This window comes from Sporosarcina sp. FSL K6-1540, from assembly GCF_038620285.1.
Classification (GTDB): domain Bacteria; phylum Bacillota; class Bacilli; order Bacillales_A; family Planococcaceae; genus Sporosarcina; species Sporosarcina psychrophila.
This window is the reverse complement of sequence record NZ_CP152018.1, coordinates 3,187,688-3,210,328: the sequence shown is the minus strand read 5'-3', so window position 1 is coordinate 3,210,328 and position 22,641 is coordinate 3,187,688. Positions and strand designations below refer to the sequence as shown.

The following is a 22,641-nucleotide window of genomic DNA, read 5'->3' as shown; positions in this document are numbered from 1 at the left end:
CTATAAACCTTCAGCGGTGAAGAAAACCGAAGTCTTCTCCACCGCTAAAGTAGTAATAATTAAAGGTTTTTGATCAATTCATTTGCGAATTCAGATGCTTTCACTTCAGTTGCACCGTCCATAAGACGAGCAAAGTCGTATGTTACAACTTTAGAAACAATTGTTTTTTCGATTGAAGCAGTGATCATAGCTGCCGCTTCGTTCCATCCAAGGTGCTCAAGCATCAAGACGCCTGAAAGAAGGAGTGAAGAAGGGTTAACTTTGTCAAGTCCTGCATATTTCGGTGCAGTACCATGAGTTGCTTCAAAGATTGCATGCCCAGTAATGTAGTTGATATTTGCTCCAGGAGCAATACCAATTCCACCAACTTGTGCAGCAAGTGCATCAGAAATATAGTCGCCGTTCAAGTTCATTGTTGCAACAACATCGAACTCTTTTGGACGTGTCAAGATTTGTTGCAAGAAGATATCAGCAATTGCATCTTTAACGATGATTTTGCCTGCTGCTTCAGCTTCAGCTTGTGCTTTGTTTGCAGCATCAGTTCCATCAGCATCTTTGATTTGATCATACTGGTTCCATGTGAAGACTTTATCGCCGAATTCTTGTTCAGCTACTTCATAGCCCCAGTTTTTGAATGCGCCTTCTGTAAACTTCATGATATTTCCTTTATGGACAAGCGTCAGTGACTTGCGGCCTTCTTTAATGATATAAGCAAGAGCAGCACGTACAAGACGTTTTGTACCTTCTTCAGAAATAGGTTTGATACCGATACCAGAAGTTTCTGGGAAGCGAATATTTTTAACACCCATTTCGTTTTGTAGGAATTCGATTACTTTTTTCGCTTCAGGTGTACCTTCTTTATATTCAATACCTGCATAGATATCTTCCGTATTTTCGCGGAAAATAACCATATCGCAATCTTCAGGACGTTTAACTGGTGAAGGAACACCTTCAAAGTAACGTACTGGACGTAGGCAAGTGTAAAGATCCAATTCTTGGCGAAGCGCAACGTTCAATGAACGGAAACCGCCACCAATTGGCGTAGTAAGTGGTCCTTTAATAGCGATCAAATACTCATCGATTGTGTCTAGTGTTGCTTGTGGAAGCCATTCGCCAGTTTCGTTGAATGCTTTTTCCCCTGCAAGAACTTCTTTCCACACAAGCTTTTTCTTGCCGTCGTAAGCTTTATCAACAGCTGCTTCAAGTACGCGTGATGCCGAATGCCAAATATCCGGACCAGTACCGTCACCGATAATAAAAGGAATTGTTGCGTGATCAGGAACGTTTAAAACACCATTAGTTACTGTAATTTTTCCACCGTTAGTCATGAATAATTTCCTCCCAAATTCAAAATCAGAGGGCCGGCATATATCTATGCTGCCCCATGTATTTTCGTTCTTATCGTTCTTTAATTGGAACGTATTTTTGCATGCCCGGTCCCGTATAATCTGCACGAGGACGGATCAATCTATTGTTCGCATATTGCTCACGGATATGTGCAATCCATCCCGAAATACGAGATACTGCGAAAATTGGCGTGAATAAATCATGATCGATGTCGAGTGAATGATAGACAGAAGCCGAATAGAAATCGACGTTCGGCGGCAAATTCTTTTCGCCGGTAACAATTTCTTCGATTTTATTGGACATATTGTACCATTTCTCTTCGCCGCGAAGTTCAGTCAAACGCTTAGACATCTCACGAAGATGTTTCGCACGTGGATCACCTTTACGGTAGACACGGTGGCCGAAGCCCATGATTTTTTCTTTGTTATCCAATTTTGCACGGATATATGCTTCTACTTTGTCTTCTGAACCGATTTCCATCAGCATTTTCATTACTTGTTCGTTTGCACCACCGTGAAGTGGTCCTTTAAGTGCACCAATCGCTGCTGTCACACCTGAATACATATCAGAAAGCGTAGCTACACAAACACGTGCTGTGAATGTAGATGCATTTAGCTCATGGTCTGCATGTAGGACAAGTGCTTTGTCGAATGCTTCAATTGCAATTGCTTCAGGCTGTTTTCCTGAAAGCATGTATAGGAAGTTTTCAGCATAGCCAAGTTCAGCTTTTGGAGCAACCGGCTCAAGGCCTTTACGGATACGTGAGAATGAAGTAACGAGTGTAGCGATTTTCGCTTGAAGCTTAATCGCTTTTTCGTAATTTGCTTCATCAGACATATCTTCTGCTTTTTCATCGTATAGTCCAAGTAGAGATACTGCAGTACGCAGTGCAGCCATTGGGTGTACTTCCCCAATAGGATACGTTTTGAAATGATTAAGTACTTCTTGAGGAACAGACATATTCTCTGCAAGCTGTTTTTTCAGCTCTGCAAGCTCGTCCTCTTTTGGCAGACGCTGGTGCCAAAGAAGATAAATAACTTCTTCAAAGCTGGCGTTATCTGCAAGATCATCAATATCATAGCCGACATATGTAAGTGTGTCATCAATAATAGAACTGATTGCTGACTGTGTCGCTACGACTCCTTCCAACCCTTTGGTTGACGTCATATAAATCGCTCCCTCTTTCAGTACAGCTGTCCAATCTACAAAAAGGAGACAGAAGAACAGCTAGTCTGCTAATACTAATTCGCTACTTAAAAACGCTTACAACGACCATTATAATCAATATTGTCATCTTTGTGAATGGATACGCTTGTTTTTGTTTTTAGTTTTATAAAAAGGGGGACGGAAAATGCCAGAAAACCGGAACAAGCAACAAGCATTTCAATCAATTTTCATGAAATGGTTTCCTGCTTTTTTGGCGGGTATTATCCTGTTCACTGTTCCCCCGGCGGCAATCGCTATCATTATCGCCTACTTCACTGCCCCTATCTTATCATCCGTCCGCTCAATGACCAAGCTTCCGCTTACAATTGCAACATTATTCGTTATGACACTTATGCTTTTTTTAATTAGCGCGTTCACTTTCATCGCAATCCATGGGCTTATTGACACCGTTCCAACTGTCGAACGCCATATAGCCCCATTCACACAAAATACCGACATCCCTAGCAAGCTATTCACTTTCCTCGAGGATAAAGTTGTAGAATATGGCCATGCGCTTTTAGAATACACCCTAACAATCATCAGTACCGTTTTTCAACAGTTATTCAGTTTGTTCATTTTCCTCGTTGCTTATTTTTTTGCCTTACGGGAATCCGGAAAAAACCGCTACTGGTTTCTAGTCTATTTCCCTAGCACCATACGCCTGCCAGCAAAAGGTATGTTTACGAAATCCGGTAAACTTATCGGCACTTTCGTATCAGTAGAAGCCCGCTTATTCTTCCTGACATTCTGTATTATCTCAATAGGGTTCTTGCTTTTACGGTTCGAGTCACCCATTGGCAACGCTTTTCTTATCTCGCTGGCAGATAGTCTGCCATTCCTCGGTATCGGCCTGTTCCTACTGCCCATGGCCGCTTTCTTCCTATACACAAACAATTTATATATAGGTATCTCACTTATTTTACTCTATCTATTCACCATGATAACTAGACAAATGGCCGAATCATACATGTGGGCATCCACTTTCCACCTAAAGCCAATTCATGCTTTTTTCATAACGGCTTCTTCCTTCTATTTATTCGGATTACCCGGTATTCTACTGACACCATTCTTACTTTTTACCGCACTGAAAGTCAGACAGCATCCTTTATTTACCGGATAACAATTTGTCCTTTTTTCATTTTATTATAAATCCAATTCTGAATAAATGGTCTGATACTATTTCTTGGTCCTTTGAAAAGGAGTAATAAGCCGACTAAATCGGTAATGAAACCAGGCATGATTAGCAGAAGCCCCCCAAATAGGATACAAACACTATCAATAAGTGCATCTCCAGGTGTCTCCATAGCTGTCATACGCATTTTCAATTCAGTCCAAGCCTTCATACCTTGGCGTTTGGCGAGATATGCCCCTCCTATCCCCGTGATAAAGATAATAGCTATCGTGGGCAATAGACCTAGCGTCTTCCCTGAATAAAGTAGTAAAGCAAGCTCAGCTGCCGGAACAGCAATAAATGTGAGTACTATCCATTTCATGCAAAATTCATCTCCTAAAAAAGGCTGCTTACCGAGCATTTTCGGAAGCAGCCTTATCTTATTTATCCCGAATGGGTAGGGCCAACGAGGAAGAATTGCAGTTCATTCCTCCCTGTTGGTTACTTAGGTTTTGCCACAGGACGTGGCGCACACTTAGCCTAAGTTCTTTAAACAATCAGTGGGGGATGAAGAACCCCCCTCTGATTGAAGATTAACTTTATAGAACGCTCGCGTGTCCATTATAGATAACGCCAGATTCAGCATCCATCGTAATTTCCTTGCCATGTTGGATAAGCTGGGTAGCATTTTCAACTCCGACAATTATCGGTATACCTAAACTGAGTCCGACAATTGCACCATGACTCGTCAATCCGCCTTCTTCCGTAATGAGTCCTGCGCATTTCTCGATGGCAGGCATCATATCACGATCAGATGCGTTCGTTACAAGAATAGCTCCTTCTGTATCATACGCCAATGCTTCAGCTGCATTTTTGGCTACAACAGTTCGACCATAAGCTACATCTTTGCCAATTCCTTGTCCTCGTGCAAGCAAATCACCTATGACATGTATTTTCATCAAGTTCGTCGTTCCCGCTTCACCAACTGGAACACCTGCTGTAATGATAACCACATCACCATGTCCGACATATTGATGTTTAACACTCTCTTCTACAGACTCTTGCAAGATTTCATCAATCGAAGAAGCTTTTTTTCCAACTATCGGGTAGACGCCCCAGATAAGTGATAGTTTTCTTGAACACATTTCAGATGACGTTACCGCAATAACTGGGCAACCTGGACGATATTTGGCAATCATTTTAGCTGTGTGACCACTTTCTGTTGGGGCAAGGACAGCCTTCACTTTCAAGTTGATAGCCGTGTATGCTGCAGCTTGTCCAATCGCTTCAGTCATATTACCATGTTTTTCTCGTCGACGTGTCGACACTACAGAGCGATAATCGATGGCAGCTTCCGTAGTAAGCGCAATTCGATCCATCGTTTGGACTGATTCGACTGGATAAATTCCTGCTGCCGTCTCTCCTGACAGCATAATTGCATCGGTACCGTCAAAAATCGCATTCGCTACATCGCTCGCTTCTGCACGTGTAGGACGCGGGTTACGCTGCATCGAATCAAGCATTTGTGTTGCCGTGATAACCGGTTTACCCGCCTGGTTACACTTCTCAATCAAATTTTTCTGGACAAGTGGTACTTCTTCTGGTGGTATTTCTACACCCAGATCACCACGTGCTACCATAAGACCATCTGAAACATTCAAAATTTCATCGATATTGTCGACGCCTTCTTGGTTTTCTATCTTCGGAATAATTTGCAGGTTCGAGCCGTTGTTGTTCTCAAGAAGGGCACGGATTTCCATAACATCGGAAGCCCGTCTTACGAATGAGGCAGCTATGAAGTCGACACCTTCCCTAATACCAAACAGGATATCTTCTGCATCTTTTTCCGTCATTCCAGGAAGTTGTACTGAAACACCCGGTATGTTAACGCCCTTATTATTGCTTAATGACCCCGAATTAATAATTAGTGTATGAATTAACCCTCGTGCTACGTCTTTACCAGTAACTTCTAATTGGATTAGACCATCGTCTAAAAGAATAACAGAACCCTCGTTTACATCTTCAATAAGTTTATCGTAACTTACTGAAAATACATCATTGTTTCCTTCGACTTGCGTCATGGAAATATCAATTTTTTGTCCTGTTACAAGTTCCAACTTTCCATTCATCATAGAATGCGTCCGAATTTCTGGTCCTTTCGTATCTAATAGAATCCCAACAACTTTGCCTTTTTCACGTGCGACTTTTCTAATGGAATCGATACGGGCTTTATGTTCCGCATGATTACCATGGGAAAAATTCAGCCTCGCTACATTCATACCAGCCTCAATAAGTTGTTCCAATAATTCCGGTGATTCACTTGCAGGGCCAATCGTACATACTATTTTCGTTTTTCTCATCAAATATCGCCTCTTTTAGTTTTTTTAACAACCCAATTAATTGCACCCAGATTTTAAATAGTGCTCGCTCGATTCAGCCGACATTTTGATGCCCTCTGAATTACTGACTTCGTTCGCGTTTGTCTTCCCACGTATAAAGGCAGGGAATTTTTGCTACATAAAGTTAAATAGACAATTCGTTGGACAGCTTGTACATTTCCATATCCAAACCATTTGATTGTTCGAAAACATCTGTCAACTCATAGTCTACCACCACATGATTTCGCATGCCAATCGCAATGCCACCGCGTCCTTCTTTCAAGACTTCTACAGCTTTTGCTCCGTACTGACTTGCAATGACACGATCACGTGCAGAAGGTGAACCTCCTCGCTGAATATGTCCAAGCACTGATATACGTGTTTCGATATCTGCTTCGCGCTTCAATATTTCAGCAAGCTCTGCGGCCGACATAACCCCTTCAGCTACAATAATGATACTATGCTTTTTACCTCGTCCCTTACCGCTTTTCAGCCGTTCGATGATCGTAGGCAATTCATACTTCTCTTCCGGTACAAGAATCGTTTCAGCACCGCCAGCCAGTCCCGCCCATAAGGCAAGGTCTCCAGCATCGCGTCCCATAACTTCAATAATGAATGTACGTTCATGAGATGTAGCAGTATCGCGAATCTTATCGATGGCATCTATGACTGTATTCAATGCCGTATCAAAACCGATTGTGAGTTCAGTGCCATTGATATCATTATCTATTGTTGCTGGAACACAGACACATGGTAGACCAAGAGCCGTTAATTCAAGTGCACCTCTGAACGAACCATCACCGCCAATGACGACTAAAGCCTCAATCCCGTTCAACTTCAATTGTTTCAGTGCTTTTTGACGGCCTTCGAGCGTCCGGAATTCAGCGCTGCGGGCTGACCGTAATATGGTCCCGCCCCGTTGAATTATATCACCCACGGAACCCAGTTGTAGAAGTTCGATTTTTCCTTCGATTAATCCTTGATAACCATTGAAAACGCCTGCAACTTCAAGTCCTTCATAAATTGCTTTCCGAACAACTGCACGAACTGCAGCATTCATCCCAGGCGCGTCTCCCCCACTTGTCAACACAGCAATCTTCTTCATTGAAATCACTCCTATGTAGATTTTTATGAACACGAAAAAATGCGGTCACCCGCATCTTTCTTTTATTCAGAAAAAACGCCTATACAGCGAAATTTATCATAACGATGGTCAACTAAGCCTTTACCATCTAGCGTTCCTAATTCATCCAACGAAGTTCGAATTGCATTCCCGATACTAATAGCTTGCGCTTTCGAGTCACGATGCGCACCACCTCGAACTTCTGGAATAATATCATCGATAATACCCATTTCTTTCAAGTGTGGAGCTGTAATCTTCATAGCTTCGGCAGCTTGTTTGGCAAGACTTGAATCTTTCCAAAGAATGGTAGCGGCTCCTTCAGGTGAAATAACAGAGTAAGTTGAGTGCTCAAGCATATGAATATGATTTGCCACCCCAAGTGCCAGCGCTCCGCCACTCCCGCCTTCTCCGATGACGATAGAGATAACTGGAACAGTCAAGCCAGCCATTTCAACAAGATTACGTGCAATCGCTTCGCTTTGTCCCCGCTCTTCAGCCGCCTTGCCAGGAAAAGCACCTTTCGTATCGATGAAGCAAATGATTGGTCTGCCGAATTTCTCAGCCTGTTTCATAAGGCGCAATGCTTTCCTATACCCCTCAGGATGCGGCATTCCGAAATTCCGTTTGACGTTTTCTTTTGTGTCTTTCCCACGCTGATGGCCGATAACTGTTATTGGAACCGATTCAAATGAAGCGATCCCCCCCACAATTGCTGCATCATCACCATAAGCCCGATCCCCGTGCAGTTGCATAAAATCTTCAAACAACATATTGATATAGTCAATTGTAGTTGGACGTTCCGGATGCCTTGCCACTTGAACACGGTCCCACGGTTCCATATTCTCATATATTTCTTCTTCCAAGTTCTTCAAACGAACCTTTAACGTTCCGATTTCATCTGAAAGGTCAACCGAATTGTTCGCTGTGAACTCTTCAAGTTCTACGATTTTCTCGCGCAGCTTGACGATTGGTTCCTCGAATTTCAACGTTTTCCCCATTTCAGTTAGCCCCTTTCACGTGAAGTCGAACAATCTTAGATATAGTTTCTTTCATATCCGTACGATGAACGACTGCATCCAGTTGGCCGTGGTCCAGGAGAAATTCTGCTGTTTGGAAGTCGTCTGGCAATTTTTCTCTAACAGTTTGTTCGATAACTCGTCTACCTGCAAAACCTATGAGAGCTTTTGGCTCCGCGATATTAATATCACCAACCGATGCGAAACTTGCTGACACGCCGCCTGTCGTTGGGTATGTCATGACTGATATATATAACAAACCTTCACTGGCGTGACGCGTAAGTGCGACACTTGTTTTCGCCATTTGCATGAGTGATAACACGCCTTCCTGCATACGTGCCCCACCGCTCGCCGAAAAGATAATCATTGGAATGCCAAGTGCAGTCGCTTTTTCGATTGCGCGGGTAATCTTTTCACCAACAACCGACCCCATCGAGCCCATACGGAAATGTGAATCCATAATAGCTACAGCAATTTCCAGTCCATCGATTTTACCTGTTCCAGTAAGAACTGCCTCATTCAAACCCGTTTTTCTCGAATCTGACTCAACTTTTTCAGTGTAAGCAGGAAAATTAAGTGGATTTTCCGTCTTCAAATGATCGTCAATTGATTTGAATGTCTCTTCATCGAATAGACAAGCTACACGTTCTGCTGCTGTCATCTTCAAATGATGATCACATTTCGGGCAGACTTTCATTAGTTTGATTAGATCTTTTGTTAAAATAATATTTTTACATTCTGGACACTTTGTCATAATTCCTTCTGGTACATCATTTTTAGCGTCAACGGAAGGTATTGTCGTCGTATGCTTTTTTCTATTTTTCATAAATAGATCGCGAATCATTTATTATTGTCCCCTCTTTCACTTTCAACTAGTTCAATCCATTCAGAATAGGCTTCCAACGTGGCAATCACGTTGCCATCACCCAAGTTTAGAAGCAACATTTTCACACTATCGTTTTCATCAACTTTTGTCATTTCACTGAATGGTACTTTACTATATTGTTTTAATAAAAACCAAATTTTAAGCGATAATCGATTTCCCGCTGCAACAATCATCTCACGGACAAGGTCCTCTCGTAAAATTTCCCCATCCTGATCAATTTTTTTCAGCAAGCTCTCCCATACTGGTAATGCCCGTAATGCACTGTCCTTACATATAGCGAGGATTGCCGCCGTTTCGTGAATTCTCCGTGTTTCCTGAACATCGATGACGGAATCGGGCTGTTGCATGATGAAAGCTGCAAGGACTTCAACAAGTTGATGCTTCCTGAAATCGACAAGGAACGTACCTTCACCACGCCGAGTTTCGATAAGCCCGAGCAGTTCCAAACTTCGTAACGCTTCACGAACCGTGGATCTTCCTGCCTGCAGACGTTCTGCCAGTTCACGTTCGGAAGGTAGCTTTCCACCGGTTTCAATGCCCTCTTCTTTAATTATCGATTTAAGTTCACCGACAATATCTAGAAACATTTTCGACGATGGTTTTGGATTTTGCATGCGTGGACCCCTTTGGAAATAGACATGATGATAAGTGGTCTGACCACTCCTGCCTTTAGCATACAGAAAACGATGCTGAACGTAAAGTGAAAGATGGAAATCGAATCAAACCGTAATACACAACACGTACTTTTATGCAACGGTTAAGAGACATGCCTGTTATATCAGCATGCCTCTTAACTGCCTTTCGTTTGTTGAACAAGTATTTGTGGCTTCCCTCTACGACGTTCGACAGTTCCTTCTACATGAATTATCGCCATTTCAGTAAGCTGACTTTCTGAAATCATATACTGTTTCGGGAATAATGTACAAGAAATTTGTCCCGTCTCATCTTGAATCGTAACAAATGCCATAGATTCCCCTTTTTTTGTTCTTATTCGTTTTATCTCAGTAATCAGACCCACCATTTTCACATATGCGCGGTCTGGAATTCCATCAATTGAAGTAATGGTATGGAATCCACCACCTGCCGCTTTTTTCACTTCTGCTGCAGGGTGTTCTGAAAGATAGAAGCCAAGTACTTCTCTTTCATATTCGAGTAGCGTCATGCGGGGCAGTGTGCCACCCGGAGAATATTTTGGGCTCGCCACCGAACGAAGCACTTCACTTAATAAATCATCGCCATCATCAGGGCGGATGAACAATGCATGAGATATCGCCGCGTCAATTGAAGCGATCAAAATAGCCCGTGATTCTCCAAACTCATCGAGTGCCCCTGCTTTTACAAGTGGCCGAATCGCCTTCTCAGTAAATACATCCCCACCGACTGATGCTGCCATATCAAATAATGTCTTCCAATTACCACCAGACTTCCTTGCACGCTTTATAGCATCGTAAAATGTAGGCGTCACACCTTTGATAGCGCCAAGTCCAATCCGAATTGAGCCTTTTTCAACTGTATACATATATTTACTATACTTAATAGATGGCGGTAAAATCTTAACGCCCGCCGCCTCAGATTCACGCATTAACTCCATTGCCTTGTCATTATTTCCAGTCATCGATGAAAGGAGTGCAGCATAAAAATAAGCGGGTTCATTCGCTTTTAAATAAGCAAGCCGGTACGAGATAAGGGAATAGGCAACAGCATGGCTTTTCGGAAATCCGTAGTCCGCAAACTTTACAATAAGATCGTAAATTGCAACAGCGGAATTTTCCGGAAAACCATTTTCAAGAGCTTTTTGCGTGAAATGAGTTCGTTCCTTTTCTAGATTCTCCCGATTTTTCTTACTTACAGCACGCCTTAACAAATCCGCTTCACCCATCGTAAATCCTGCCACGCAGACTGCGATTTCCATGATTTGTTCTTGATAGACGATAACCCCATAGGTTTCTTTCAAAACAGATTCAAGTTGCGGATGAATATACGTTATTTTTTCATTATCATTTTTACGCCTGCTATACGATGGAATATTGTCCATCGGTCCTGGTCTATAAAGTGCATTAATTGCAAAGATATCTTCAAATTTATTCGGTCGAATCAAACGAAGGGCATCTCTCATTCCATCCGATTCAAACTGAAAGATCCCTGTCATATCTCCCGCCCTAAAAAGCTCAAAGGTTTTTTCATCGTTTAGGGGAATCTTTTCAAAATCCAAGCGAATTCCTCTGTCATAAGTAATCATAGATCTGATACGGTCTAATAAAGTTAAATTACGCAGACCTAAGAAGTCCATTTTCAATAAACCTTGTTCTTCAACATCTCCCATCGGCCATTGGGTAAGGTAAATTCCATCCGCACCACTTTGAAGCGGTACCACCTCAACAAGCGGGACAGGCGATAAAATCACACCTGCAGCATGTGTAGATGCGTTACGAGGTAATCCTTCAAGACGAATTGCTGCTTTCAACCAATCATTTCTTAGCGGGTCAATTGCAATCCAATCTTGCAGTGCCTTCGATTCTGCAACTGCCGCTTCAAGCGTAATTCCATGTCTATTAGGAATTTCCTTCGATAAATAAGCCATTTCTTCATTTGAAAAGTCAAACACACGTGCCACATTTCGAGCAACCGATCTGGCAGAAAGCGTGCCAAACGTAATGATTTGCGCAACATTTGTCTTCCCGTATTTCTGTGCAACATAGTCAATTACTTCCGCACGTCGATTATCCGCAAAGTCAATATCAATGTCCGGCATTGTTACCCGGCCCGGATTTAGAAATCGTTCAAAAATGAGCCTATATTTAATCGGATCAACATCTGTGATGCCAAGCGCATAAGCAACGAGCGATCCGGCCGAAGACCCCCGCCCTGGACCCGTCAAGATAGCATTTTCTTTAGCGTAACGCATAAAATCTTCGACAATCAGGAAGTAATCGGCAAAGCCCATTTCACTAATTACACTAATTTCATAACGGAGTCGTTTTTCATATGCCTCATCCACTTTGCCTAGTCGTTTTTGCAAACCCGTCATTCCATTTTGCTCCAACAAACTTGTCGCCGTTTCTCCCGCCGGAACTGGAAACACAGGCATAAGCGATTGACTCGGAGGCAATTCTGCATCACACGCCAAGAGGATACTTGACGTATTTGTAAGCCACTCTGCTCTGTCTGAGAACCATTCAGCAAGCTCAGCTTCTTCTGGTAGATATGCTGCCTTGTGACGGTTTTCAGGCCTAGCAGGGTCATTCAGCTTGAATCCTGTCCGAATTACTTCCGCAACTTCATAAGCGAATGCATCCTCCTTGTCGGTGTACCGACTTTCATAAACCGCAACGATAGGCGTATTGGTTACATCTGCAATTTTCTCAATTAATTCTTCATCAGGATGTCTGACGCCTTCTGTCCTAGCAACACCAATGAATATCGATGACTTGTCGCAATCCTTTATGACGCGCTGGAACACTTCTTCGTTATGTGATAGTGAAGGCCCCCAGGATATATCCGTCAACGGACAAACGATGATACAGCCTTTGCTGTATGCTTTCAACCATTGTAGCGGCAGCGTTTCAGACTCTCTTACGGAAACGGCACTGCTCATCTTCAACAAATTTCGATAACCTTCATCATCTTTTGCGTAAACGTAAAGAAGAGCAACTACCCCTTCTTCAATTTCTAAAAAGATAGATAATCCTATAACCGGACGAATTCCGTATTTTTTCATCACCTTATAAAATGACCGAATACCGTACAACTTCGAGTTAACTATCGCGACGGCTTTAGCCCCTCTCCTTTTCAGAAGCGGGGCTAAATAATCTAGTTTATTAATTCCACGCAGAAGATCGGCGCCAGTTACTACTTGCGGATAGACAAGTGTCAATGCAATCCCTCCGCCTGTTTTTTATACACATAATTGTTTTAACTTCGCGATGACTTCGTCTACTTCTTCCCATGAATGAACAGAAGCACCCGAGGCAAGAGGATGTCCACCGCCACCGTATTGGGCAGCTAAAGTATTGATGACAGGACCTTTTGAGCGTAGTCGAACGCGAATTTGATCCTCTTCTTCTATGAATATGATCCATGCACAAATCCCTTGCACGTCACCTAACGCCCCAACGAGTTGAGATGTATCAGATGCAGTTACGCCAAATTGTTTAAGTGTCGCTTTATCTATTTTAACAAATGCGGCTCCATTTTCATCCATGGTAAAGTTTTGGTACATATATCCTTTTAAATGTAGCAATTCCCGCTTAACTTCGTACATTCCCGCAAATAATTCCGGACGATCAAAATCAAATTTGATAAGCTCGCTAACTGCTTCAAAAGTTGTTGTTGTTGTACTTGGAAACAGAAAACGTCCTGTATCCCCGACAATTCCCGCGAATAGCAACCTAGCCACATCAGTGGTCATTTTCCACCCATAAAACTGTTTGCCTTCTTCATACAACGAGTAGATCATTTCAGATGTCGAGCTTGCAGAGGTGTTAACCCATTTGATATCGCCGTATGGGTCTGCATCAGGATGATGATCAATTTTCATAAGTACAGCACCTTCTGTATAAAACTCGCTGTCAATTCGACCCGTGTTTCCTGTATCAGTGACAATCACAAGAGCTCCTTCATAAAACGACCGCTCGACGTGATCTTGTTGCGCGAGATAGGTAAGTGATTCTTCGTGTTGGCCAACTGCAAACACTTGCTTATTAGGATAGTTTGCTTTTATCAATTCCTTCAGTCCTGATTGTGATCCGTATGCATCAGGATCTGGTCTCACATGACGATGAATAATGATTTTATCGTACTTTTCAATTGTGTCGATGATTTGTCTTTTCATATCCGATTCCCCCAAGCTTCGATATATTCAGTTCGCATTCTGCTCCAAAAGCCGCTACAATGTAAGAAGTTTGTATGTAATGGAGGGCTTTCATGTTAACGATAAATTTCATTTTCGTATTTTTCATCATCGCTTCTGCGGTCTTCTACTTTTACTTTAAGACTCGGCAGTTCCGCACAAGATCACTATTTCCAATTCGCAAGAAAATGTATGCTAGTATGTCTGGCGCCTCGCTCGGCGGTTTGCTGTTGTTTTTCGGATTCAATCAGCTTATGCTTTTTGACGGTATCACAACATATGTTATCGCAGCCTTATTTATCCTATTCGGAGCTTACGTAGGTATTTTTAATTTCAAGGCCTATAAACATTACAGAAGCTTTGTAGATGAAGAAACAAAGTTGAACGACAACTGATGCGCACATGTGCATCAGTTTTTTTGTCTTTATACGTTAAAATAGAGAATTCCATTGAATCCGCTGCGGCTACCCCTTGAAAGGCGCCTCCGCTCAGTTATCAATACTTCAACTTATATGACCAATTTACGACAGGATGCTGCGTCCTTGGACCGCGTTCTTTAATTATCGTTCAAACAATTGATACATAATCATGGCCTTTGCAACTAGGTCCCCTTCGGTTAGTATGTCGAAATCGACTTTTACAAACCTTCTGCTCATATGTAATATCTTTGGAATAACGACAACTATACTTCCAAGTTCAACATTCTTAATGAAGTACAGTGACATATTTTCCGGGACACTTTCCCCGCGTTTCCGCATTTTGATAGCTCTGTTGCCTGCCTCAGTTAAAAGGGTGGTCAAAGCTCCGTATGACAAAGAACCAAACTGATTCGTCATCTGCGGGATAACTGTAAATTCGACAGTATGCGGTTGTTCAGGAATGGATTTCATCTGATTTTTAACAATATCATCAATTGTTTCACCCTGCTGAGGTTGACGCTGAGTCATTTGAAGCGCCTTCAAGACATCTTGACGACTAATAATTCCAGCAAGTAATCCCGCATCCGAAACAACTGGTAACAAATCAATACCTTCCCAAATCATACTATGCCCAGCCGAAGCAACAGATGTTTTTCCCGTAACTGTTATCGGATGACGTGTCATTACTTTTTCAATCAATTCATCATCCATTTTACCAATCGCGTCACGTGAAGTAATTACACCCACAAGTTTCCCCTTTTTCTCTACAACTGGATAACCAGTATGAGATGTCCTATCGTTCACTTCATGAAAATGAGTGACCTGATCTTTTGCTGAAAGTGTAATTGTGTCAGCGAGCGGGGTCAAAATATCTTCCACCAGCAAAATTTCTTTTTCAATTAACTGATCATAGATTGCCCTATTCAACATCGTTGCTACGGTAAATGTGTCGTAACTCGTCGAAATAACCGGTAGTTCCAATTCATCCGCTAACTTCTTCACTTCATCGGATGCGTCAAATCCACCAGTGACTAGCACTGCAGCACCTGCAAGAAGCGCAGTTTCATGCGCTTTCAATCTATTTCCGACAATCAAAAGACTTCCCGCATCGATGTAGCGCATCATGTCGTCTAATTGCATTGCACCTATAACGAATTTCGTCAACGTCTTATGTAATCCCCCACGGCCACCGATTACTAGCCCGTCGACAATGTTAAGTACTTCTGCAAATGTGAGTCGTTCAATATTCTCTTTCTTTTTCTTTTCAATCCGGATTGTTCCTACACGTTCAATCGTATTGACGAGCTTCTGATTTTCCGCCTCTTTGATGGCCCGGTAAGCAGTCCCTTCGCTGACAGACAGCGCCTTCGCTACTTGGCGGACCGAAATTTTCTCACCGACGGCTAACCCCTCGATATAGCGGAGTATCAATTCATGTTTTGTCGCCATGTCTTCACCTTTTCTCTATCATGACCTTAAGGACATTCTACCACAAAAGGCTTAAGAAAAGCGCTAACCGGGCGCCTGGACGCAATAGATAAGCTATTTCAAAAAAATTTTCGCATAGCTCTTTTATAATTCAAAAACTTCTCCCGCTATCATTATTTTCACTTCATGTCCTTCCACTAGCGCTTTGAATGTTTCGGGGTCCTGCTCAATCGGCGGAAATGTATTGAAATGGATTGGTACAGCTAGTCGCGGATTGAGCAACTTAACTGCGCATGCAGCATCTTCAGGGCCCATTGTAAAATTATCACCTATTGGAACAAATGCGACATCGATTGGATGACGCTTACCAATCATCTCCATATCGCTAAAAATTGCCGTATCCCCAGCATGATAAATTGTTTTCTCTTCCACCATTACTAAAATACCTGCTGGCATACCTGTATAAATGATGTCATTGGTCTCTGTTGTGTAAGAAGAACTATGAAATGCTTGCGTATATTTTACTGTACCGAATTCAAATTTACAGGCACCTCCAATATTCATGCCATGTGTTCTTATTCCCTGCCAACCCAAGTAAACGGCAAGTTCATTTGGTGCTATAACTAGTGCATCGCTCGCCTTTGCAATTGCCACCGTATCTCCAACATGATCATTATGTCCATGCGTCAGTAAAATAATATCCGGTTTTTCGTTTCCAACTTCAAGATCTGTAAGCTTATTTCCTGTAATGAACGGGTCAATGAGAATTGTGCAGTTGCCTGTTTTTATTTTCACAATTGAATGACCGTGGTATGAAATTTGCATTGAATAATCTCCTCCATTTTCTTATCTTATTAAACAATTTTCGTTATACAACCTGAAAACCCTCTTTTTTGTTATGATAGAAGTATATTAGAGGAGGTCATTGAATTGAGTAAAGTTAAAGAAATACAACAGTTTTTACAGAAAGAAAACTTGGACGCGGCATTTATCACTACACCAGATAACGTATTTTACGTATCTGGATTCCAGAGTGACCCGCATGAACGTCTTCTTGGCGTAATGGTATTTAAAGATGCAGAACCATTTGTAATTTGTCCCTTGATGGAAGTACCTGACGTAAAAACAGCGGGCTGGTCCTATGACGCTGTTGGTCACGAAGATACAGATGATGCTTGGGATATCGTAATGGAGGCTGTCCGTAAACGTGGAGAACTCCCTGCTTCAATCGCAATTGAGAAATCTCATTTGACAGTGGAGCGTCTTGAGCGGATGAATGAACTGTTTACTGGCGCTAAATTTGTTCGCCTTGACGAACAGCTAAACGGCATGCGTAACATCAAAAGCGAAGATGAACTAAATAATTTACGTAAAGCCGCTGAACTGGCTGATTACGCTATTGAAGTTGGTTGCAGAGAAATCGCTGAAGGAAAAACTGAACTTGAGATTCTTATGGCAATTGAGTTTGAAATGAAGAAAAAAGGAGTTCAGAAAATGTCGTTCGATACGATGGTTCTTTCTGGCCCGAAAACAGCATCTCCACACGGTACACCTGGAGATCGTAAAATCCAAAAAGGCGACTTCATCCTCTTTGACCTAGGCGTCGTTTATAACGGCTACTGTTCAGATATTACACGCACAGTTGCGTTCGGTGAACCAACGGATGCAATGCGTGAAATTTATGAAACGGTAAGAAAAGCGGAGCAGGCTGCTGTTGATTTGGTTCGTCCCGGCGTCAAGGCTATGGAAATTGATAAAGCTGCGCGTGATGTGATTGATCAAGCGGGTTACGGTGAATACTTCACACACCGTATCGGTCACGGACTTGGAATTTCAGTTCACGAGTTCCCATCCATGACTGGTACAAACGAATTTGCCCTTGTGGAAGGTATGGTCTTCACAATTGAGCCAGGTATTTATAATCCAGCAGTTACAGGTGTACGGATTGAAGATGATGTTGTCGTTACAGCTGATGGCGTCGAAGTATTAACCAAGTTCCCTAAAGAATTACAGATTATTCAACCATAATTAGAAAAGGCTGTCCACACTCTAACAAGTGTGGACAGCCTTTTTATATCAGCAGGGACTTCTGCTGAATCAAGTTAAACATTATTGATTCAAAAGTGTTTCAGCGGATACATACTCAACACCTTGAGCATCTGCTACAGCTCTATACGTAACATGCCCTTCCATTGTGTTGATACCTTTTTGAAGAGGAACGTTGTCTAAACAAGCTTGTTTGTAGCCTTTATTCGCAATTTGAAGTGCATAAGGAACTGTAACGTTCGTTAATGCAGTTGTTGAAGTTTGTGGAACTGCACCTGGCATATTCGCTACCGCGTAGTGAACAACACCATGTTTCACATAGGTTGGCTCATCATGAGTCGTTACACGATCCGATGTCGCAAAAATACCACCTTGGTCAATTGCAATGTCTACAAGAACAGATCCAGGTTTCATTGATTTAACCATTTCCTCTGAAACAAGTTTCGGCGCTCTCGCTCCTGGGATTAAGACCGCCCCGATAACAAGGTCTGCATTTTTTACTGATTCAGCAATGTTGAATGGATTTGAAACAAGTGTCTGAATATCATTGCCGAAGATTTCGTCTAATTGACGCAGACGATCGACTGACAAGTCAAGAACAGTTACTTTCGCACCCATACCAACCGCAATACGAGCAGCATTTGTTCCAGCTTGCCCACCACCAATAACAGTTACGTGGCCACGTGAAACGCCCGGTACGCCACTCAATAGAATACCTTTACCACCATTTGTTTGTTGTAAGTATTGTGCACCAATTTGTGTAGCCATGCGGCCTGCAACTTCACTCATAGGAGCTAGAAGAGGCAACGAGTTATTTGGAAGCTGCACTGTTTCGTAAGCGATTCCTACAACTTTATTGTCAAGAAGTGCTTTTGTTAATTCTACTTCAGGGGCAAGGTGCAAGTAAGTGAACAAGATAAGCCCTTCACTGAAATAACCATACTCAGCGGCAACCGGTTCTTTTACTTTCATAACCATATTTACATTCCATGCTTCTTCTGCAGTTGCAACGATTTTAGCGCCTGCTGCAGTATAATCCTCGTCCGTAAAACTTGAACCTAGACCTGCACCTTTTTCAATGATAACTTCATGACCTGCCGACTTTAAGTTAAAAACCCCTGCAGGTGTCATAGCAACACGGTTTTCGTTGTTTTTCACTTCTTTTGGGACACCAATAATCATTGCGATTCCTCCTAAAGATAACATTTAGTTAGTTGACCATTCGAAAATCTTTCATCCAGGCCAATCTATTTTTAATATTATCAGATAGTAAGGATTTATGCTGTATTTTATCAATTCGCAGAATACTCTATTACTCAAAAGTCTTATTATTCGAGAATTTTTTTAACCTTAATTCGAAAATGTGACATTTTTGTCGAAACTAAAACTATTCGTCACTTTATTCTTTATTATTAAAAGGTTTTTCATCCTTTTTATCGAAGTAAGTAAGTATACCTATTTAAAGAATGGAGTGAAATTAAATGACATTAGTATACAAACAAATTCTTGTTGCTGTCGACGGATCAAAGGAATCAGAGTGGGCTTTCAAAAAAGCGGTGGCAATTGCCGATAGAAACGAGGCTACATTAAACTTGATTAACATCATCGACACACGTTCATATGCTGCGGTCGAAGCTTATGATCGGTCGATTGCCGAAAGAGCACAAAAGTTCGCAGAAGAATTGTTAAACGACTATAAATTGGAAGCCGAGAAAGCTGGCTTGCAACGCGTTAATGTCATAGTAGAATATGGGTCACCAAAAACAATGATTTCGAAAGATATTTCTAAAAAACTAAATGCAGACCTTATCATTTGTGGTGCAACTGGCTTGAATGCGGTCGAACGTTTCCTAATCGGTAGTGTATCCGAAAACATCGTCCGTTCTGCAAAATGTGACGTCCTCGTCATTCGTACACCTGAAGCATTATAATACGAAAAGCGCAAGGCGCCTTCTAGACAAAGTGCTAAGTCAAAACTTATATCTTCTTATCTTTTCAAAAAAGAGTTGCCCATTATTTCCCTGGGCAACTCTTTTATTATCTAACACTCAATTGGATGTTTTATAACTTCGCAACACGCATCGTATCACGTGCAATCATTACTTCTTCATTCGTCGGGATTACTAACACCTTAACGGGAGAGTACGGAAAGCTGATATGCACTTCCTTACCCCTGATAGTATTCAAATCCGGATCAACATAGACCCCCATAAATTCAAGACCTTCTAACACTTTCTTACGAATGACATCACTATTTTCACCGATTCCGGCTGTAAAGATAATCGCATCCACTCCGCCCATCCTTGCCGCATACGAACCAATGTATTTATGAATTCGATCTGCGAAGACATCTAGAGCCAGCTGTGCACGTGCATTCCCTTTTGAAGCCTCGATTTCAATGTCACGTAAATCGCTTGAAAACCCTGAAATAGCAAGCATTCCCGATTGTTTATTCAAAACGTCTAGGACTTCTTCGACCGTCTTTCCCGTCTGCTCCATAATATATGGGATGAGTGCCGGATCGATATTTCCTGAACGCGTCCCCATTGTCACCCCCGCAAGAGGGGTAAAACCCATCGACGTATCGAGTGATTTCCCACCTTCAACAGCAGCTATACTTGCACCATTTCCCAAATGGCAGGAAATAAGACGTGTATCTTCAAGTGGACGATTTAATAATTCCGCAGCACGTTCCGTTACATACTTATGGCTTGTACCGTGGAAACCGTATTTTCGGATGCCATATTTTTCATAATACTCGTAGGGTAACGGATAAAGAAAAGAACTTTCCGGCATCGTCTGATGAAACGCCGTATCAAAAACCGCAACAGCAGGCACATTAGGCAATGCTTTACTAAACTCCTTAATGCCAACAATGTTTGCGGGATTATGGAGTGGCGCAAGGTTTGATAGTCCCTCAAGCGTTGCAAGTATCTTATCATTGATGAGTACGGAACCGCTGAAAACTTCGCCACCGTGTACAACACGGTGACCGATCCCATCAATTTCATCGAATGATCGAACGACTCCTTCACTAATCAGCATCTTAAGAAGCATAGCTACAGCTTCGGTATGATTCTGGATATCTTGACCCTTTTCTACCCTGCGTTGTTCGAACTTCATGTTGAAAATCGATTCTGAATGACCTATTCTGTCAATTTGTCCCTTTGCTATTACGTGCTCTTCTGGCATCTGGAGAAGTTGAAACTTCAAGGACGAACTTCCAGCGTTTATCGCTAAAATGTTCCGCATATAAAGCGCTCCTTTTACACATATTTCTTTACCAAGCAATTCTAAACACACAGCTACCGAGTAAGTCTAGATTCCAGCTTTATTCAGTAGCCCAAATATCGATTTTCTGAAGAAACAGGGCCATGGCATGCTTATCTGTCATATTAGGAACTTTAGCAAGAAGAACATCATGTGTCACTTTTGCTTCTGGTAAAGGTTTTTGTAAGATTAATATACTTTTTGCGTGCGCTACAATTTTAAATAACGAATCAGGTAACTGAATAATTGCCCGGATATTCGTTTGTTTTTTCAAATAGGGATGCAATGTAGGCGATTGATCGGACTCAAACAAATTTGCAGGTATGATGAATACACCGTGCCCACCTGGTTTCGTATGCTTCATTGATTGTTCAATGAACAGATGATGTGCATAAGCATGCCCCTCTGCAGGCATCAATTCATAATTGAGTGCATTTTCATCATCAGGATAAAATCCGACAGGTAAATCGCTTATGGTGATGTCGACTGGATCGACAAATAACGGTCGCAATGCATCCTGCACATAGAATGTGACAGGGTGCTCAAGTAATTCCGCAGTAACAGCGGACAATCTCACTAACAAATCATCAATTTCTATTGCTGTCGCAGTGACATCGTTCTCAATTGTGTTCATGACCGTATAGAGAAGATTTCCTGTACCAGCTGCAGGGTCAAGAAGTGTAATACCTTGTTCACCTATCGCCAATTTTCCAGCAATATGTCCAATGAGCAATCCGATTGAATCAGGAGTCATCTGGTGGTTAGGCTGTACATTTTGCTTCATCCCCTTCAGGACTGCAAGCTGGATACCTCTACGGATATCCTCTTTAGTTACTGTTTCTGATACCGCAGGTTGCGATTCTCCTGAAAGCCATTTTTGACAAATATCAATGGTTGCTTCCAGGTAAAGTACTTCTGTAGATTCTGCATATGCATCAATGAATGAAAATATTTTTTCTGTATTAGTTGTCATTTAGTTATCCCTCAACTCACAAAACCCACCCGTTTCCGAGTGGGTTTTCATTAGTATTTTTTAGTTACTTCGTTAATTCTTTTACCGCTAAGATTGCTTGTTCATAGTTAGGATGGTCTGTACCTTCGCCGACATACTCAACATACGTCACTTTATCATCTTTATCGATAACGAAGACAGAACGTGCAAGCAAGCGAAGTTCTTTCATTACGACGCCGTACGCTTCTCCAAATGATAAATCGCGATGATCGGATAATGTCTGTAGATTTGCAATACCTTCAGCAGCACACCATCTCGCTTGTGCAAAAGGAAGATCGGCAGAAATCGTCAATACTTGAACGTCATCCCCAAGTGAAGCAGCCTCTTCGTTAAATTTACGCGTCTGTGTTGAACAGACACCCGTATCAATTGAAGGAATCACACTGATTAACCTGATTTTCCCTTTTGAATCGGCAAGTGTCACCGGACTCAAATCGTTCGCAAGTGCTGTAAAATCTTGCGCAGTATCACCTACTGCAACTTCTTTTCCAAGCAATGTAACAGGGTTGTTCTTGAATGTAACGTTAGCCATTAAGACGCCTCCTCTTCT

Annotated in this window: 20 protein-coding genes; 4 read left to right on the top strand and 16 right to left on the bottom strand. The window is 42.0% G+C overall.

From position 1 onward, the window contains the following. Positions 1 to 59: 59 nt before the first annotated feature. Positions 60 to 1,328: an NADP-dependent isocitrate dehydrogenase gene (gene icd / locus MKY15_RS15180; RefSeq protein ID WP_067207657.1), complete on the bottom strand. Its 1,269-nt coding sequence runs from the start codon at positions 1,326 to 1,328 to the stop codon at positions 60 to 62. A gap of 70 nt (positions 1,329 to 1,398) precedes the next feature. After that, positions 1,399 to 2,514, bottom strand: a complete 1,116-nt coding sequence (gene citZ, locus MKY15_RS15175; RefSeq protein ID WP_067207654.1) for a citrate synthase — start codon at positions 2,512 to 2,514, stop codon at positions 1,399 to 1,401. A 184-nt stretch (positions 2,515 to 2,698) separates the two neighbouring features. Here citZ and MKY15_RS15170 point away from each other — a divergent pair, with 184 nt between their 5' ends. Next, positions 2,699 to 3,673: an AI-2E family transporter gene (locus MKY15_RS15170; protein WP_342537905.1), complete on the top strand. Its 975-nt coding sequence runs from the start codon at positions 2,699 to 2,701 to the stop codon at positions 3,671 to 3,673. Here the strand turns inward: MKY15_RS15170 and MKY15_RS15165 are convergent. The 8 genes from MKY15_RS15165 to MKY15_RS15130 all read right to left on the bottom strand — a co-directional run bounded on the left by MKY15_RS15165 (position 3,663) and on the right by MKY15_RS15130 (position 13,898). Beyond that, positions 3,663 to 4,046: an FxsA family protein gene (locus MKY15_RS15165; RefSeq protein WP_342537904.1), complete on the bottom strand. Its 384-nt coding sequence runs from the start codon at positions 4,044 to 4,046 to the stop codon at positions 3,663 to 3,665. The genes MKY15_RS15170 and MKY15_RS15165 overlap by 11 nt on opposite strands. 217 nt (positions 4,047 to 4,263) lie before the next feature. Next, complete coding sequence (gene pyk, locus MKY15_RS15160; RefSeq protein ID WP_340741810.1) at positions 4,264 to 6,024, bottom strand: pyruvate kinase; 1,761 nt, start codon at positions 6,022 to 6,024, stop codon at positions 4,264 to 4,266. A gap of 163 nt (positions 6,025 to 6,187) precedes the next feature. Continuing rightward, positions 6,188 to 7,147, bottom strand: coding sequence for a 6-phosphofructokinase (pfkA, locus tag MKY15_RS15155; RefSeq protein WP_067207620.1), 960 nt, complete (start codon positions 7,145 to 7,147; stop codon positions 6,188 to 6,190). 62 nt (positions 7,148 to 7,209) lie between these two features. Beyond that, positions 7,210 to 8,163 carry an acetyl-CoA carboxylase carboxyl transferase subunit alpha gene (gene accA / locus MKY15_RS15150; protein WP_338652901.1) on the bottom strand — a complete coding sequence of 318 codons (954 nt, stop codon included), beginning with the start codon at positions 8,161 to 8,163 and terminating at the stop codon, positions 7,210 to 7,212. 1 nt (position 8,164) lies between these two features. Further along, positions 8,165 to 9,007 (bottom strand): acetyl-CoA carboxylase, carboxyltransferase subunit beta, encoded by an 843-nt coding sequence (gene accD, locus MKY15_RS15145; RefSeq protein ID WP_342539771.1) that lies wholly within the window; start codon positions 9,005 to 9,007, stop codon positions 8,165 to 8,167. 14 nt (positions 9,008 to 9,021) lie between these two features. Next, complete coding sequence (locus tag MKY15_RS15140) at positions 9,022 to 9,681, bottom strand: GntR family transcriptional regulator (protein WP_067207615.1); 660 nt, start codon at positions 9,679 to 9,681, stop codon at positions 9,022 to 9,024. A 176-nt stretch (positions 9,682 to 9,857) separates the two neighbouring features. Next, on the bottom strand, positions 9,858 to 12,941 hold the full coding sequence (dnaE, locus tag MKY15_RS15135; RefSeq protein ID WP_342537902.1) for a DNA polymerase III subunit alpha: 3,084 nt from the start codon (positions 12,939 to 12,941) through the stop codon (positions 9,858 to 9,860). A gap of 21 nt (positions 12,942 to 12,962) precedes the next feature. Continuing rightward, the gene (locus MKY15_RS15130; protein ID WP_187047303.1) at positions 12,963 to 13,898 is read right to left on the bottom strand and encodes a bifunctional oligoribonuclease/PAP phosphatase NrnA; all 936 of its coding nucleotides are present in this window, start codon (positions 13,896 to 13,898) and stop codon (positions 12,963 to 12,965) included. A 92-nt stretch (positions 13,899 to 13,990) separates the two neighbouring features. Here MKY15_RS15130 and MKY15_RS15125 point away from each other — a divergent pair, with 92 nt between their 5' ends. Then, a complete protein-coding gene (locus tag MKY15_RS15125; RefSeq protein ID WP_067207609.1) occupies positions 13,991 to 14,311 on the top strand; it encodes a YtpI family protein in 321 nt (106 codons plus the stop codon). A gap of 165 nt (positions 14,312 to 14,476) precedes the next feature. Here MKY15_RS15125 and MKY15_RS15120 read toward each other — a convergent pair whose 3' ends face one another. Both MKY15_RS15120 and MKY15_RS15115 read right to left on the bottom strand, forming a co-directional pair. Continuing rightward, positions 14,477 to 15,784 carry a DRTGG domain-containing protein gene (locus tag MKY15_RS15120; RefSeq protein WP_067207606.1) on the bottom strand — a complete coding sequence of 436 codons (1,308 nt, stop codon included), beginning with the start codon at positions 15,782 to 15,784 and terminating at the stop codon, positions 14,477 to 14,479. Positions 15,785 to 15,907: 123 nt separating this feature from the next. Next, positions 15,908 to 16,588 carry a metal-dependent hydrolase gene (locus tag MKY15_RS15115; protein WP_342537899.1) on the bottom strand — a complete coding sequence of 227 codons (681 nt, stop codon included), beginning with the start codon at positions 16,586 to 16,588 and terminating at the stop codon, positions 15,908 to 15,910. Positions 16,589 to 16,693: 105 nt separating this feature from the next. Between MKY15_RS15115 and MKY15_RS15110 the strand changes: the two genes are divergently transcribed. Continuing rightward, positions 16,694 to 17,791, top strand: coding sequence for a Xaa-Pro peptidase family protein (locus MKY15_RS15110; protein ID WP_342537898.1), 1,098 nt, complete (start codon positions 16,694 to 16,696; stop codon positions 17,789 to 17,791). An 81-nt stretch (positions 17,792 to 17,872) separates the two neighbouring features. Here MKY15_RS15110 and ald read toward each other — a convergent pair whose 3' ends face one another. After that, complete coding sequence (ald, locus tag MKY15_RS15105; RefSeq protein WP_067207599.1) at positions 17,873 to 18,991, bottom strand: alanine dehydrogenase; 1,119 nt, start codon at positions 18,989 to 18,991, stop codon at positions 17,873 to 17,875. 299 nt (positions 18,992 to 19,290) lie between these two features. Here ald and MKY15_RS15100 point away from each other — a divergent pair, with 299 nt between their 5' ends. Beyond that, positions 19,291 to 19,740, top strand: coding sequence for a universal stress protein (locus MKY15_RS15100; RefSeq protein WP_067207597.1), 450 nt, complete (start codon positions 19,291 to 19,293; stop codon positions 19,738 to 19,740). Between the two features lie 130 nt (positions 19,741 to 19,870). Here MKY15_RS15100 and MKY15_RS15095 read toward each other — a convergent pair whose 3' ends face one another. The 3 genes from MKY15_RS15095 to tpx all read right to left on the bottom strand — a co-directional run bounded on the left by MKY15_RS15095 (position 19,871) and on the right by tpx (position 22,623). Beyond that, positions 19,871 to 21,061 carry an acetate kinase gene (locus MKY15_RS15095; protein ID WP_342537897.1) on the bottom strand — a complete coding sequence of 397 codons (1,191 nt, stop codon included), beginning with the start codon at positions 21,059 to 21,061 and terminating at the stop codon, positions 19,871 to 19,873. Between the two features lie 79 nt (positions 21,062 to 21,140). Then, the gene (locus tag MKY15_RS15090) at positions 21,141 to 22,052 is read right to left on the bottom strand and encodes a class I SAM-dependent methyltransferase (protein ID WP_342537895.1); all 912 of its coding nucleotides are present in this window, start codon (positions 22,050 to 22,052) and stop codon (positions 21,141 to 21,143) included. Between the two features lie 64 nt (positions 22,053 to 22,116). Further along, positions 22,117 to 22,623 (bottom strand): thiol peroxidase, encoded by a 507-nt coding sequence (gene tpx / locus MKY15_RS15085; RefSeq protein ID WP_067207588.1) that lies wholly within the window; start codon positions 22,621 to 22,623, stop codon positions 22,117 to 22,119. Between the last annotated feature and the right edge of the window lie 18 nt (positions 22,624 to 22,641).